Below are 13,526 nucleotides of genomic sequence, written 5' to 3'. Positions count from 1 at the left end.
GAGGATCGAGGTAGATCATGCGTGAATCGTCCGTTAGAGGCCCAGCGATCGACCTCTCGGAATTCGAGCGGCGCATGCGGGCGGCGGAGACGCCGCAGGTCGCCCCGCCGAAGACCAACCCTCTGAGCGAGCTCGCCCGGCTGATGCAGGGCGAGACGGCGCAGGCCGACGCCCTCAACAAGATCCTGCCCGATCCGCGCGCGGCGCGCGCCGCTCCCCCGCCGCCGCCGCAACAGCCGCAGTGGGACGCGCCGCTACGCGGCTCCCTGGACGCCGCGCCGCCGGTGCAGCCCGAGCCGCGCCATTACGAAGAGGCGCATCCGCATTACGCGCAGCACCAGGGCCATGAACATCAGGGCCATGAAACTCAGGGCCATGAACATCAGGGCTATGAGCAGCATCAGAGCTATGACGCGCACGCCTATGCCCATGGCCAGCAGGCTGACCAGCATTACGACGCGGCCTATCACGGCGGGGCCGAGGGCGGCTGGCCGGATGACGCGGAATATCTCGACTATGGGGCCGAGGAGTCGCCCGAGACGGCGCGCGGCGGCGTCGGCAAATATCTGCGTCCCTGGCATGCGGTCGCGGCGATCTCCGTCATCGCCGTCGCCAGCATTGGCTGGGGCTTCCTGCATCGCGGCGGAGTTGGCGGCTCCAAGGAGATCGCCGTCATCAACGCGCCGGAAGGCCCGGTGAAGGTGAAGCCCTCGGCCGAGACGGAGCAGGAGACCGCGAGCGACAACGGGGCGGCTGTGCTCGACCGCAAGGATTCGACGCCCGTCAAGCAGGTCGTGACGCATCAGGAGCAGGCGATCGACCCGACGGTCGCCCCGAAAGCGGTGACGTTAGGCAACGGTCCCGTCGACGCGCCGCATGAGCCGGCGCTCGGCTCGCAGCCCCATAAGGTGAAGACCGTCACCGTGCGCCCCGACGGCAGCCGTGTCGATGAGGCCAGCGTGCCGCCGGCCGTCGCCAAGAGCGCCAATCCCGTCGTCGTGCCGCTGGACCCGTTCCAGGCGAAGGGCGCGACGCCGAAGCCCGAGACCAAGACCGCGACGACGCCGGCTCCGAAGCCCAAGCCGGCCCCCAAGCCGGCCCCCAAGGTCGCCGCTGTGGAGCCCCCAGCCGACGCCGGGGAGACCGCCGCCGCCGCGCCCGCGACGACGAGCGGCGGCTACGCCGTGCAGTTCGGCGCCGCCAATACGGAGGAGGAGGCCCGCACGCTTCTCAAGACCGTTTCGGCCAAGTATGGCGTGCGGCCGACGTTCAAACCCGCCAAGGTCGGCGACAAGACGGTCTATCGCGTCCGCGTCGCCGGCGTGAGCAAGGAGTCCGCCAACGCCATCTGCAACAAGGTCAAGGCGTCGGGCGGCAACTGCTTCGTCGCGGGGAACTGACAAACCGTCATGGCCGGGCTTGTCCCGGCCATCCACGCCTTGCCGAATCGCGTGGATGCCCGCGACAAGCGCGGGCATGACGTGCGGTTGTGATTCCGGAACTTTCCCATGCGCGCTTTCATCTGCGGCCTCAAAGGCCTCTCCCTCGACGCCGATGAGCGCGCCTTTCTGCGTGACGCCAGCCCCTGGGGCGTCATCCTCTTTCGCCGCAACGTCGAGAGCCGCGAGCAGGTCGCGCGCCTGACGGCGGAACTGCGTGACGCGCTCGGCCGTCACGCGCCGGTGCTGGTCGATCAGGAAGGCGGCCGGGTGCAGCGACTCAATGCGCCGAACTGGCGCGCCTATCCGAGCGCCGCGCGCTTCGAGCAAGCCGGCGCCGACGCCCTGCAGGCCGAGCGGCTTGCCTGGCTCGGGGCGCGGTTGATGGCGCATGATTTGCGCGAAGTCGGCATCGACGTCGACTGCTTGCCGGTGCTGGACGTTCCAGCCGAAAGCTCTCACGCCATCATCAGCGACCGCGCCTACAGCCGCGACCCTGCGCGCGCCGCGAAGCTCGGCCGCGCCGCCGCCGAGGGGCTGATGGCGGGCGGCGTCGCGCCGGTAATGAAACATATCCCAGGCCACGGCCGCGCCAAGGCCGATAGCCATTTGGAACTGCCGATGGTCGAGGCGAGCCGCGCCGAGCTGGAGGCGGTGGACTTTGAGCCCTTCAAGGCCAACGCCGACCTGCCCATGGCGATGAGCGCCCATGTGGTCTACACGGCGATCGACCCGAGCGCGCCGGGCACCCAGTCGAAGATCGTGGTGAGCGACATCATTCGCGGCCTGATCGGCTTCGACGGCCTGCTGATGACCGACGATCTCTCCATGAAGGCGCTGACAGGAAATTTCCGCGAACGCGCCGAGCGCGCCAATGCCGCGGGGTGCGACATGGTTCTGCATTGTAATGGCGACCTTGCCGAGGCTCTCCCGGTGGCCGAAGGCGCGTCGGCGTTGGCGGGCAGGGCGCTGGAGCGGGCGGAGAAGGCGCTTGCGTGCGTGCGTGCGGTCGAGGCCTTCGACGTCGCCGCTGGCGTCGCTGAGTTTGAAGCGGCGACAGGGGCGGGGGCGCGAGTCTAAAGGCGGCTTCGGCTAGCTTCCCATTCAGCCGCGGCCTGCACAAACAAACGCCCCGACCATCGATGTCACGGTCGGGGCGTTTTTGTCTCATGCCTATTATCGCGAGCCTAGTGACACTTGCCCGTCCAGTGGCGGATGCCTTTGGTGACTTCTGCCGGGGAATAGGAAACGAAGCAGTCGGGCCGAGCATTCGTCTGAGGCGCGCCGGTCATGAGATCGTCGGAGGTCTCCGCAGCGCGCGCATAGAAATCCTGAGGATGCGCGCGTTTGTGCTTCTCGGCCGCGAGCGCTCCCGAGGCCAGGCTGGCTCCCACTAACAGCAGGGTCAAAAAAAGCCGATTACGGATCATGGATATTTCCCCCTTAAGTCGATGCATTCTTGCATCTTGTGCCTATTAACAAGGCAAATAATCGTCCATAGATTAGGCATTATGACGACTATCTAGTCATATGGACTACATTTCAATCACCTGTTCACAAAGAGCCACGCGGGACGATTTTCGTTGGTCCACTCCCGGTGGAAGGGAGGAAGGAAGGCCGGTGAAAGCGTGTTTTCTTTTGATAAGTTATTGAATATATTTATAGTAATCTGTGTTCTCGATTGGCCTGCTCGAGAAGCTGCACGCGTGGCTTAGACCTTTAGAGCGTCACACAGGGAGCGATGGGCGGCAGCGCAGGCGTCTTCGCTCGCGCCTGATTCGCGGGGCTCACGCTCGTTCGGCGAGACGGCCAGGGCGTGGAGCCGATTCGACGAGTGGCGCGGGCGGCCCGGCCGCGCTATCCTCGCTTCATGTCCGCCGCCGCCGTTCCGAAAGAGCGCATGAGCGCCGAAGAATTCATCGCCTGGTCGCAGACTCAGGCGGGGCGCTACGAACTCGCCGGCGGCGAGGTTTTCGCCCAGGCGTCGGAGCGCGTCGCGCATGCGAAGATCAAAGGCCGGGTCTATATGGCCCTGCACAACGCCCTCCGCGCCAAGGGCCTGCCTTGCCATTCTTTGCCCGACGGCATGGCCATCCGTATTGCCGCCGATACGGTCTTCGAGCTCGATGCGCAGGTCTATTGCGGGCCGGAGCTGCCGCCCGATACGATCGTCGTCGAAAACCCCATCATCGTGGTCGAGGTTCTGTCGCCGTCGACCGGGAAGAACGATTCTCTTGGCAAGCTCGCGGCCTATTTCCGGCTGCCGAGCGTCGCGCATTACTTGATTGTCTCGCCGGATGCGCGGCTCATCTTCCACCACGCGCGCGGGGAGGGGGAGACGATCCTGACGCGGATCATCCGCGAGGGCTCTGTCACGCTCGACCCGCCGGGGCTGGAAATCGCGCTTACGGACATCTACGGGGAGTAGCGCCTGTTTGCGCCCCGTCTAGTCGTCACGGAACTTCGCTGGCGTCGCTGCGAAAGAGCCGGCGGCGCGTGCGCCGCCGGCGGCCGGGATCAGCGGCCGATCTTGTAGAACTCGTAGACCTGGTTCAAGCCGTGCTGCTGGGTAAAGAAGCCGCGCGCGTGCTCGAGGCTTCCTTCCATGCCGACCATCTCGCCCTTGGCGGGGCTGCCGTTGGAAATGACGACGCCGGTCGGTTCATTGTCATCCTTGCCGACGGGCGCGGCCAGCGTGTCGGCGCCCAAAGCGACGAAGCGCGCCGCCCGGCCGGTGCGCACATTATACGCCCAGATCGAGTCGTATTTTTGCAGTTGGTCATGCAGCTTGTCGCCCCGGTCTTCGGCCGCGAGCAACTGTTCGCGGTTGGCGAAGAAGATATTGTCGAAGGCGGCATGATCCTGGTCGCCGAGAACGAAGACAGAGACGCTGCCATCTCCGCTGGCGCGAGCGCCGTGATGCTCCTCGTGCACTTCGTGCTCCACGTGCTCTTCGTTCTCGCGGAGGTCGACACGGATGATGGCGCCCCAGGCGCCGCGGGCCGCAAGCTGCGGGACCTGACCCGTGGGGGCGTCGGTGTCGCCGGTCGCGGTGAAGTAGAACGTGCGGAAATGCGAGTCGGGCAGCCAGGTCATGTTTTCCGGACGCTTGAACGGCGTCGCGCCCGCGGCTTTCGCCGCTTCGGTGGCGCTGAACGGCGTCGTGTCATCCTTGTGCGACTCGTGGATGGTCACCCACTTGAACGGCAAACGCAGGCCCGGCGTGTAGAGCTGCTTTTGCGCCGGCGAGATGATGTCGCCGATCACGTCGTTCGCATGGAAGGTGACCGGCGCGCCATCGACATAAACCTGGAGCGACTGCAGTTTGCCGCCGTCCTGCAGGCGCTTCGGGTTGTTCGGCACGAAGCGGTAGACGAAGGAGTTGGGCTGACGCGCCGACTTCAGCGGCACATTCGCCACCCCGTCGACAGTGGCGGTCGTGCCGGAAGGCGCGGTTTTTCCGCCGATGTCCTCAACCAGATAGATGTTGCCCTTGCCGTCGGGATGAATACCCTCGAAGCCGCCCGTGCCGATGAACGCCTCGAGAGAGACGCGCTGCGCCGGCCAGTCGAGGCTGACCTCGTGGACATTGCCCGTGCCGTTGAGCGTGGCGGAATTGTCGTTCTCTTCCGCAAAGAGCAGCTTCTGGGTGAAGGGGTTGTAGCTCGAGCCGTCGATGCGGTTGAGGCCCGTTTTGCCGCTCGCCGAATCGACGGGGGTCAGCAGGGTGATGCGGTGCGCCGGGTCGGCAACGTCGAGGTTGATGCGGGTGATATAGGCCATATCCCCGCCGTTCTCATGGCCCTGATAAAGGAAGCGGCGGCCATAATCATAGCCTTGCGTCGGGCCGCCGGGATTTCTGGGCAGCACGAGATAGGTGTGGATGTCCGGCACCGTATCGGCGCCCGTCGCCAGCTTGCCGAAGGTGGTGATGTCTCCGCTCGGATTTTCCACCAGGTCGGGCGTCGACGCGAGCAGGCGGAGGCTGAAATTGTCGCTCACCAGCGTCGCCTGCGGATTGCCGGTCGGAGACACGGCGTTGGGAACGCTGAAGGTGATCGGCCCGACGCCCTTCGGGGAATCGGCCAGCGCCGTTGTCGCCGCGGCGAGCGCCGCGAGGGCGACCGTGTATTTGAGCTTGAGATACATCGACTGATTTCCCCATCCGTTGAAACGCTTGCGCGGAACCAAGCTCGGCTGCGCAATCGGCGGGACATATCGCAGCGCCGCTTGAAACATTTGAGACAGGAATGTGTCGGGCCGTTCCCGCCAGGCGGGCGGTCATTTCATGTGGATGGCGGTTCCGGACAACGCGCCGCGCTTGCGGGCGCGCCGTGAAGTTGCCAATCTCCGGCCTGAAAGTCGCGAAACTGTCGCATAGCTGGAAAGTCGATTGGCCCAGGATCTCTCATTCGATCTGTCCGATGAACCGCGCGCGGAAGGCGAGGCCTTTCTCGTCGACGTCGACGGATTCGAGGGGCCGCTCGATCTGCTGCTGGAGCTTGCCCGGCGCCAGAAGGTCGACCTCGCCCGCATCTCCATTCTGGCGCTCGCCGAGCAATATCTCGCCTTCATCGAGGCGGCGCGGCGGGTGCGGCTGGAGCTGGCGGCCGATTATCTGGTCATGGCCGCTTGGCTCGCCTTCTTGAAGTCGCGCCTGCTGCTTCCCGAGCCCCCCAAGAACAGCGACGAGCCCTCGGCGGCGGAGCTTGCCGCCGCGCTCGCCGAACGCCTCAAGCGGCTGGAGCTGATCCGGCTCGCCGCCGACAAGCTGACCCAGCGGGGGCGGCTCGGACGCGACATGTTCCTGCGCGGCGGGCCGGAGGGGCTGGAGACCATCTCGCAGCCGAATTATCGGGCGAGCCTCTTCGATCTCCTATCCGCCTACGCCCGCCAGCGGCAGAAGACCGCCGCCGTCCATGTGGTGCTGAAACAGCGCACGGTCTGGTCGCTCGCCGAGGCGCGCGAGGCGCTGGAGCGGCTCGCCGGCGTCTCCGCGGAATGGACCGTGCTGGACGATTATCTGCTGCAATATTGCGCCGACCTGCAGACAGCGCGCACCGTCCGCGCCTCGTCCTTTTCGGCGTCGCTCGAAATGGTCCGCGAAGGGCTGTTCGACATCCGGCAGGACCGGCCCTTCGCGCCGCTCTGGCTGCGCCGCCGCGCGCCGCAGCCATTATTGGACCGCGAGCCTTCGGGCTCGCTCTAGTCCTGCGAGCCAGAAAGCTCGCTTTGATTCTGCGAGCCTGAAGGCTCGCGGTCCAGCATTTGGAGGAGCGCATTGGCGCAGCCCGCGGAAAAAATCGAACTCTTCGACGTCAACAGCGACGAGGCGCTGGCCCGCCACGAGGTCGCCTTGCGCGAGGCGGAGCGCATCGTCGAAGCGATGCTGTTCGCCTCGGCCGAGCCGCTGGATGAAAGAGAGATGGCGCGGCGTATCGACGACAAGGTCGAGTTCGCCCAGGTGCTGGAGCGGCTGCGCAACCATTACGCCAATCGCGGCGTGAACCTCACCCGCGTCGGCAAAAGGTGGTTCTTCCGCACGGCGGGGGATTTGAACTGGATTCTCGCCCGCGAGCAGGTGGAGGAAAAGAAGCTCTCCCGCGCCGCGCTCGAGACGCTCGCCATCATCGCCTATCACCAGCCGGCGACCCGCGCCGAGATCGAGGAGATTCGCGGCGTCGCCATCTCAAAGGGCACGCTCGACACGCTGATGGAAACCGGCTGGGTCCGCCTGCGCGGCCGCCGCAAGGCGCCGGGGCGCCCAATCACCTATGGCACGACCGACGCTTTCCTGATGCATTTCGGCCTGGAGCAGATCAGCGATCTGCCGGGCCTCGACGAGCTCAAGGCGGCGGGCCTCTTCGACGGCCGTCTCCCAAAGGGCTTCGGCGTGCCGCAGCCCTCCGACGACTCGGCGCTGCGCGACGACGAGGAGCCGCTGGAGGACGACGCGCCACAGGCGCTGGAGATGGACTTTCCCGAGGAGCCGGAGCCGATCGACGCGCCGGACGCGCTCACCGACGATTGACGCCGTTCTGCCCTCATTGCGAGCTAAGCGCCCGTTAAAAACCTATCATTTCGCTAGCCTGTCGCCTTGTTTTTGAGCCGCGGGCCGCATAGGTTCCCGTGAGTTTGGTCGGCGATCCCGGCCTGTTTCCCACTGGAGGTTTCCGCCATGGGCGGTTTCTCGATCTGGCACTGGATCATCGTCGGCGGCGTGGCGTTCATTTTGTTCGGCGGAAAATTCAAAATTTCCGACGTGATGGGCGATGTCGCCAAGGGCATCAAAGCCTTCAAGAAGGGCATGGCCGAGGATGAGACCGCCGAGGCGGCGAAGCCGGTGGGCGAACGCGTCGAGCCACGGGCCATCGAGGCGAATAAGTCAGCGAGCGGCGATAAGGTTTGATGGCGTAGGGGCGGTAAGCCCCCTCCCCAACCCTCCCCCGCTTCGCGGGAGAGGGGGGCAGACTGCGGCTTGAATCCGCGATGCTGATCGCGAGCGTCCCCTCTCCCGCGGAGCGGGGGAGGGACAGGGAGGGGGCGCCTCCCATACTCTTCTCGGACTGGAAATGTTCGATCTCGATCCCGGAAAGCTCCTCGTCATCGGCATTGTCGCGCTCATCGCGATTCCGTCGAAGGATTTGCCGCGCGTGCTGCGCACTTTGGGCCAGGCGACGGGCCGCATGCGGCGCATGGCCAATGAGTTTCAGGACCAGTTCATGGCGGCCATGCGCGAGGCCGAGCTCGACGATCTGAAAAAGCAGATCGAGGAGACGAACAGCGCCATCATGGCCGGCGCGAATCTCAACAGCGCCTTCGATCCGATGGCCGAGGCGCGCAAGCAGATCGTGAGCGCAATCGAGGACGGCGACAAAAAGCCCCCGCCGGAACGCCCGCTTGAGGAGCGGCAAAGCGACGTCTCGACGGAGGGGCGGCCTCCCACGGACGCAGCTCCTCAGGACGAGGTCAACGGCGACGTCGAGGCCGGCGCTGCGCAAAAGGCGGATAAATGACCGAGGCCGACGAAGCTGAAATCGAGGCCAGCAAGGCGCCGCTGATCGAACATCTGATGGAATTGCGCGAGCGGCTTATCAAGGCGCTGCTCGCCTTTCTGGCGATGTTCTTCCTGGCCTTCTTCTTCGCCAAGGACATCTACAACATTCTCGTCATCCCCTACACGCAAGTGGCGGGGCCCGAGGCGCGGCTGATCTACACGGCGCCGCAGGAATATTTCTTCACCCAGATCAAGGTCGCGCTCTTTATGGCGGCCTTCCTGTCCTGCCCGATCGTGCTCTCGCAGCTTTACGCCTTCGTTGCGCCCGGGCTCTACCGGAACGAACGCGCGGCCTTCCGGCCCTATCTTTTCGCGACCCCCGTCTTCTTCGCCGTCGGCGCGCTGGTCGTCTATTTTCTCGTGATGCCCAATCTGCTGCGCTTCTTCATCGGCATGCAGCAGGCGAACGAGCCGGGCAAGGCGCAGATCGAACTGCTGCCGCGCGTCTCGGAATATCTCTCGCTCATCATGACGCTGGTGCTCGCTTTCGGCGTCGTCTTCCAGATGCCGGTGATTCTCACGCTTCTGGGGCAGGTGGGCATCGTCTCTTCCGACTTCCTGAAAGAGAAGCGCCGCTACGCCATCGTCATCGTCTTCGTGATCGCCGCGGTTCTAACGCCGCCGGACGTCTTCTCCCAGCTTGCGCTCGCGGTGCCGGGGATGCTGCTTTACGAGGCGTCGATCTATTCGGTTCGCATGGTCGAGAAGAAGCGGGCGGAGCAGGAAGCGGCGGCGCAGGAATAGCGGCAGCGCGCCGCTTGACCGCATTACGCGCCTGCGGGAGAAGGCCCCAAGTTTTTCCAGCGTCATGGCCGGGCTTGTCCCGGCCATCCACGCCGAGACGTCGCGGCCTTGCTGGGAGCACTGCCGCAGCGGCGCGGCGTGGATGCCCGGCACAAGGCCGGGCATGACGCGGTTACATTCTCATCTGACGCCAAACGCCCGGTAGCCCGACATGTATGACATCAAATGGATTCGCGAGAACGCTGAAGTCTTCGATAAAGGCCGCGCGCGGCGCGGGCTTGCGCCCATGTCGGCCGAGCTTTTCGCTCTCGACGACGCGCGCCGCTCGGCCATCGCCGAATTGCAGAAGGCGCAGGAGCGCCGCAATGCGGCGTCGAAGGAAATCGGCGCCGCGATGAAGGCGGGCGACAGCGCCAAGGCGGAAGCGCTCAAGGCGGAAGTCGCGCAGATCAAGGACAATTGGCCGACGCTGGAGCAGGCGGAGCGCGACGCAATCGCGGCGCTCGATAATGCGCTGTCGAGCATCCCCAACACGCCGCTCGAGTCCGTGCCCGAGGGCAAGGACGAGAATGAGAATGTCGAAGTCTTCCGTTGGGGGACGCCGCGCACGTTCGACTTCACGGCCAAGGAGCACTTCGAGATCGGCGAAGGTCTCGGCTTCATGGATTTCGAGACGGCCGCCAAGCTGTCGGGCGCTCGGTTTGTTGTGAACAAAGGTCCGCTGGCGCGCCTGGAGCGCGCGCTCGCGCAATTCATGCTCGATCTGCACACGGGCGAGCATGGCTATATGGAGGTGAACCCGCCGCTGCTGGTGCGCGACGACGCCATGTTCGGCACGGCGCAATTGCCGAAGTTCCGAGAGGATCAGTTCTCCGTGACCGCCGGTCGGCAGTCGTCCGATGAGCAGACGTCCGAATATTGGCTCATCCCCACCGCCGAAGTCCCGCTCACCAACCTCGTCCGCGAATCCATCCTCGACGAGGCGCAACTCCCGATCCGCATGACCGCCGGCACCTATTGCTTCCGCGCCGAGGCGGGCGCTGCCGGCAAGGATACGCGCGGCATGATCCGCCAGCACCAGTTCTACAAGGTGGAGCTCGTCTCGATCACCGCGCCCGAGCAATCGCTCGAAGAACACGAGCGCATGACCGGTTGCGCCGAGAAAGTGCTGCAGGCGTTGGAATTACCCTATCGCAAGGTCGTGCTCTGCACGGGCGATATGGGCTTTGCGTCGCAGAAGACCTACGACCTCGAAGTCTGGCTGCCGGGGCAGGGGAAATATCGCGAGATTTCCTCCTGCTCGGTCTGCGGCGATTTCCAAGCGCGGCGCATGAACGCGCGCTCGCGCGGGTCGGACGGCAAGCCGCGCTTCGTGCATACGCTCAACGGCTCGGGCGTCGCGGTCGGGCGCGCCATGGTGGCGGTGCTGGAGAATTATCAGGAGGCCGACGGCTCGGTGACGGTTCCGGCGGCGTTGCGGCCCTATATGGGCGGCCTCACGCGCATTGCGCGAAGCGTGTAAGCGACAGCGACGGCGCCAATACCTCCCCTTTACGGGGAGGTCGGCGGCCAAAGGCCGCCGGGTGGGGCTCGCGCCGTTACGACTCGGGTTGGGGCGGACCCCACCCGACCCCGCTTGCGCGGGGCCACCCTCCCCGTAAAGGGGAGGGATTCGCTCACGATCAGCGCAGAACGCTGACGCCGGCGTCGACGATTTGCCCGGCGGCCATCACCGGCGCGGAGACGATGGCGACGCCCAGCTCCGCCGGGCCGCCATCCTGATAGCCGGCGACGCCGCCGCGCGGGCCGTATACCGTCCCGTCGAGGACGCGCGGCATGTAGATGAAGCCGGCGTGCGGGCCGTGACTCACGGCGCACCAGCTATGGTTGCACTGGTCGATGTTGACGACGTCGCCGGCGGCGAGCGTCATCAGATGCGGGCCATTGGGGTGCGCGTGAAGCATGAAGTTTCCGCCGAGCATGGCCTCGAAGGCTGAAGCGCCCGAAACCGAGCCGACGAGAGCGACAGCAGCGATCAGTGAATAGCAAAGCGTACGCATGATTGCCTCCCCACTTAAGATGCAGGCAAGCAAAAATATGGCGCGCCGAAGCGGGAGGGCTATTCCCGAGGCCGCGTTTTTCTCGGGCTTCGCTAAAAACGGGTCAAAAGTCTGCGAAGGATTCGACGAAGCCATCCGGGGGAGAAAAAGCTCCTCCGGATTGCTTCGCTCACTGCTTCAATAGCCGGCGACGACCGGCGGTTGCATCGGCGCCGCCTGCCCATATACATCCGGCCCGCCCGCGCCGAAGATGTCGCCAGCGGCTTCGAACGGGGCGCCCAACAAGCCGAACGGGCCGGCGTCGGCATAGCCGGCCGAACCGTAATAGCCGGGCGCGCCCGCGCTGGCGGTCAGAAGCGGCGATGGGACGAAGCCCACGGCCGGGCCATATTGAACGCGGCACCAGGCGCGGCAGGGGCCGGCCTGGACCGCCGCTCCGGCGGGTATAGTGGCGACGATGGCGCTGCGCATGCCGGGGCGGGCGCGTAAGGCGGTGTCCGCCGACACAATGGCGGGGACGGCGGCCGCCGAGGCTGCCGAAGCGGCGAGCCCCATGGCGACAAACAGAGGCGTAAGTTTCGAACGCATGGCGCACTCCCTGCGCTTTACCCAGACCCCCGAACCATGTAGGGCGTGCGTGGGCGCGAGCCGTCGAATTGCGCTCAAAAACATCCCCCACTTCCTCACGGTCACGCCCGAGCGATGCGAATTCTCATCACCAATGACGACGGCGTTCACGCGCCCGGCCTCGAAGTTGCGGAAAAGATCGCGCGGGCGATCTCCGACGATATTTTCATCGTTGCGCCGGAAACCGAGCAGTCGGGCGTCGCCCATTCGCTCTCGCTCAATGATCCTTTGCGGTTGCGCGAAATCTCGCCGCGTCATTTCGCGCTGAAGGGCACGCCGACCGATTGCGTCATCATGGCCGTTCGCAAGCTGATGCTCGATAACCCGCCCGATCTCGTGATCTCCGGCGTCAACAGCGGACAGAACCTCGCCGAGGATGTGACGTACTCGGGCACGATCGCGGGCGCGATGGAGGCGACAATTCTCGGGATTCCGGCGATCGCGCTTTCGCAGTGCTATGATTTCTTCGCCGGCCGGCGCACGATCCATTGGGAATGCGCCGAGACCCACGGCGCGGCGATCGTGCGCAAGCTGCTGGCGACGGGCATCCCCGGCAATGTGCTGATGAACGTCAACTTCCCGGCTTGCGCCCCCGGCGCGGTCGCGGGCGTCGCCGTCACCATGCAGGGCCGGCGCAGCAATGATCTCATGCGCATCGAGGACCGTCAGGACGGGCGCGGCAATCCCTATCATTGGATTTCCTTCCAGCGCGGCAGCTTCACGCCGGGGCAGGGAACCGATCTGCTGGCGGTCGACGAAAACAGAATTTCCGTGACGCCGCTTCAGCTCGATCTCACCGACCATCCGACAGTGACGCGACTCGCGCGCGCTTTCGAGGAAGGCCCGAAGGCGACCATATGAGCGAGCCCGCCGCCAAGGCTGCCGTCGAGGAGCGCGCGGCCTTGCTCCTCGCCGTGCGTCGGGCGGGGGTGCGGGATATTTCGGTCATGCGCGCCATCGAGACCGTCCCGCGCGAGGCTTTCGCGCCTTACAAGTTCCGCGATCTCGCCAATCGCAATCTGGCGCTGCCGCTCGGCTGCGGGCAAACCATGTCGCGCCCCGCCGATGTCGGCCGGCGCATCGAGGCGTTGCGCATCGGCAAGGGGCATCGCGTGCTGGAGGTCGGGACCGGCTCCGGCTATGGGACCGCGATCCTCGCGCGCCTCGCCTGGGAGGTGGTGTCGCTGGAGCGTTTCGAGACGCTCGCCATCGAAGCCGCGCCGCGGCTCGCCGCCTTGGAGATCGCGAACGCCGCTGTGCTGCATGCGGACGGCCTCGCACCGGAGGCGACGCTCGGCGAATTCGACCGCATCCTCGTTGAAGCCGCGCTCGACGCGCCGCCCACCGCGTTGATCTCCATGCTGTCGCCGGGCGGCACGCTCGTTTACGCGCGCCGCGAGCCGCAAGCGGGCGAGAAGCGCGCCCGTCAACGATTGATTAAGGTTGATCGCACGGAAAGCGGCGAGCCGCACGAGACCGATCTCGGGCCCCACAGCCTCGGCCCGGCGGCCAGCGGCCTTGCAAAAGCCTTGTGAATTGAGACTTTGCTTATGATGAAGATTTTCATGAACCCGCTCATCGGAGATTCATCTTAAACGC

The 13,526-nt window shown here is 65.5% G+C and carries 15 protein-coding genes; 11 read left to right on the top strand and 4 right to left on the bottom strand.

Translation table 11 applies throughout. From position 1 onward, the window contains the following. The first annotated feature begins 17 nt into the window (after nt 1–17). Together QNA11_RS06840 and nagZ are read left to right on the top strand one after the other, a co-directional pair. Nucleotides 18–1,400, top strand: coding sequence for an SPOR domain-containing protein (locus tag QNA11_RS06840; protein ID WP_283482437.1), 1,383 nt, complete (start codon nt 18–20; stop codon nt 1,398–1,400). A 108-nt stretch (nt 1,401–1,508) separates the two neighbouring features. Then, on the top strand, nt 1,509–2,519 hold the full coding sequence (gene nagZ / locus QNA11_RS06835) for a beta-N-acetylhexosaminidase (protein WP_283482436.1): 1,011 nt from the start codon (nt 1,509–1,511) through the stop codon (nt 2,517–2,519). 107 nt (nt 2,520–2,626) lie between these two features. Here the strand turns inward: nagZ and QNA11_RS06830 are convergent, their stop codons facing one another. Beyond that, nucleotides 2,627–2,869 (bottom strand): hypothetical protein, encoded by a 243-nt coding sequence (locus tag QNA11_RS06830; RefSeq protein WP_283482435.1) that lies wholly within the window; start codon nt 2,867–2,869, stop codon nt 2,627–2,629. Between the two features lie 470 nt (nt 2,870–3,339). Here QNA11_RS06830 and QNA11_RS06825 point away from each other — a divergent pair, with 470 nt between their 5' ends. Continuing rightward, nucleotides 3,340–3,867, top strand: a complete 528-nt coding sequence (locus QNA11_RS06825; RefSeq protein WP_283482434.1) for a Uma2 family endonuclease — start codon at nt 3,340–3,342, stop codon at nt 3,865–3,867. An 89-nt stretch (nt 3,868–3,956) separates the two neighbouring features. Here QNA11_RS06825 and QNA11_RS06820 read toward each other — a convergent pair whose 3' ends face one another. After that, complete coding sequence (locus QNA11_RS06820) at nt 3,957–5,588, bottom strand: alkaline phosphatase PhoX (protein ID WP_283482433.1); 1,632 nt, start codon at nt 5,586–5,588, stop codon at nt 3,957–3,959. Between the two features lie 244 nt (nt 5,589–5,832). Between QNA11_RS06820 and QNA11_RS06815 the strand changes: the two genes are divergently transcribed. From QNA11_RS06815 to serS, 6 genes are all read left to right on the top strand, one after another. Continuing rightward, complete coding sequence (locus tag QNA11_RS06815; RefSeq protein WP_283482432.1) at nt 5,833–6,648, top strand: segregation and condensation protein A; 816 nt, start codon at nt 5,833–5,835, stop codon at nt 6,646–6,648. Nucleotides 6,649–6,720: 72 nt separating this feature from the next. Then, nucleotides 6,721–7,470, top strand: a complete 750-nt coding sequence (gene scpB / locus QNA11_RS06810) for an SMC-Scp complex subunit ScpB (protein ID WP_283482431.1) — start codon at nt 6,721–6,723, stop codon at nt 7,468–7,470. Between the two features lie 147 nt (nt 7,471–7,617). Then, nucleotides 7,618–7,848, top strand: coding sequence for a twin-arginine translocase TatA/TatE family subunit (locus tag QNA11_RS06805; RefSeq protein ID WP_202072740.1), 231 nt, complete (start codon nt 7,618–7,620; stop codon nt 7,846–7,848). A gap of 163 nt (nt 7,849–8,011) precedes the next feature. Further along, nucleotides 8,012–8,455 (top strand): Sec-independent protein translocase subunit TatA/TatB, encoded by a 444-nt coding sequence (locus QNA11_RS06800; protein WP_283482430.1) that lies wholly within the window; start codon nt 8,012–8,014, stop codon nt 8,453–8,455. Next, nucleotides 8,452–9,240 (top strand): twin-arginine translocase subunit TatC, encoded by a 789-nt coding sequence (tatC, locus tag QNA11_RS06795; RefSeq protein ID WP_283482429.1) that lies wholly within the window; start codon nt 8,452–8,454, stop codon nt 9,238–9,240. The genes QNA11_RS06800 and tatC overlap by 4 nt, the downstream gene beginning before the upstream one ends. A 211-nt stretch (nt 9,241–9,451) precedes the next feature. After that, a complete protein-coding gene (gene serS / locus QNA11_RS06790; protein ID WP_283482427.1) occupies nt 9,452–10,762 on the top strand; it encodes a serine--tRNA ligase in 1,311 nt (436 codons plus the stop codon). A gap of 160 nt (nt 10,763–10,922) precedes the next feature. Here serS and QNA11_RS06785 read toward each other — a convergent pair whose 3' ends face one another. Together QNA11_RS06785 and QNA11_RS06780 are read right to left on the bottom strand one after the other, a co-directional pair. Then, complete coding sequence (locus QNA11_RS06785) at nt 10,923–11,300, bottom strand: SH3 domain-containing protein (protein ID WP_283482426.1); 378 nt, start codon at nt 11,298–11,300, stop codon at nt 10,923–10,925. 177 nt (nt 11,301–11,477) lie between these two features. Continuing rightward, nucleotides 11,478–11,888, bottom strand: a complete 411-nt coding sequence (locus QNA11_RS06780; protein WP_283482425.1) for an SH3 domain-containing protein — start codon at nt 11,886–11,888, stop codon at nt 11,478–11,480. 114 nt (nt 11,889–12,002) lie between these two features. On the opposite strand from QNA11_RS06780, the gene surE reads away from it, so the two are divergent. Beyond that, the gene (surE, locus tag QNA11_RS06775) at nt 12,003–12,788 is read left to right on the top strand and encodes a 5'/3'-nucleotidase SurE (protein ID WP_283482424.1); all 786 of its coding nucleotides are present in this window, start codon (nt 12,003–12,005) and stop codon (nt 12,786–12,788) included. Continuing rightward, nucleotides 12,785–13,462 carry a protein-L-isoaspartate O-methyltransferase family protein gene (locus tag QNA11_RS06770; protein WP_283482423.1) on the top strand — a complete coding sequence of 226 codons (678 nt, stop codon included), beginning with the start codon at nt 12,785–12,787 and terminating at the stop codon, nt 13,460–13,462. The genes surE and QNA11_RS06770 overlap by 4 nt, the downstream gene beginning before the upstream one ends. Nucleotides 13,463–13,526 lie beyond the last annotated feature (64 nt).

This window comes from Methylocystis sp. JR02, assembly GCF_030063565.1.
GTDB classification, from domain to species: domain Bacteria; phylum Pseudomonadota; class Alphaproteobacteria; order Rhizobiales; family Beijerinckiaceae; genus Methylocystis; species Methylocystis iwaonis.
This window is presented reverse-complemented; position numbering and strand designations above follow the sequence as displayed.

Bases quoted from the DNA above. Each gene is read 5' to 3' on its own strand.
- QNA11_RS06840 (WP_283482437.1), top strand. From the start codon at position 18: ATGCGTGAATCGTCCGTTAGAGGCCCAGCGATCGACCTCTCGGAATTC.
- nagZ (WP_283482436.1), top strand. From the start codon at position 1,509: ATGCGCGCTTTCATCTGCGGCCTCAAAGGCCTCTCCCTCGACGCCGAT.
- QNA11_RS06830 (WP_283482435.1), bottom strand. From the start codon at position 2,869: ATGATCCGTAATCGGCTTTTTTTGACCCTGCTGTTAGTGGGAGCCAGC.
- QNA11_RS06825 (WP_283482434.1), top strand. From the start codon at position 3,340: ATGAGCGCCGAAGAATTCATCGCCTGGTCGCAGACTCAGGCGGGGCGC.
- QNA11_RS06820 (WP_283482433.1), bottom strand. From the start codon at position 5,588: ATGTATCTCAAGCTCAAATACACGGTCGCCCTCGCGGCGCTCGCCGCG.
- QNA11_RS06805 (WP_202072740.1), top strand. From the start codon at position 7,618: ATGGGCGGTTTCTCGATCTGGCACTGGATCATCGTCGGCGGCGTGGCG.
- QNA11_RS06800 (WP_283482430.1), top strand. From the start codon at position 8,012: ATGTTCGATCTCGATCCCGGAAAGCTCCTCGTCATCGGCATTGTCGCG.
- tatC (WP_283482429.1), top strand. From the start codon at position 8,452: ATGACCGAGGCCGACGAAGCTGAAATCGAGGCCAGCAAGGCGCCGCTG.
- serS (WP_283482427.1), top strand. From the start codon at position 9,452: ATGTATGACATCAAATGGATTCGCGAGAACGCTGAAGTCTTCGATAAA.
- QNA11_RS06785 (WP_283482426.1), bottom strand. From the start codon at position 11,300: ATGCGTACGCTTTGCTATTCACTGATCGCTGCTGTCGCTCTCGTCGGC.
- QNA11_RS06780 (WP_283482425.1), bottom strand. From the start codon at position 11,888: ATGCGTTCGAAACTTACGCCTCTGTTTGTCGCCATGGGGCTCGCCGCT.
- surE (WP_283482424.1), top strand. From the start codon at position 12,003: ATGCGAATTCTCATCACCAATGACGACGGCGTTCACGCGCCCGGCCTC.
- QNA11_RS06770 (WP_283482423.1), top strand. From the start codon at position 12,785: ATGAGCGAGCCCGCCGCCAAGGCTGCCGTCGAGGAGCGCGCGGCCTTG.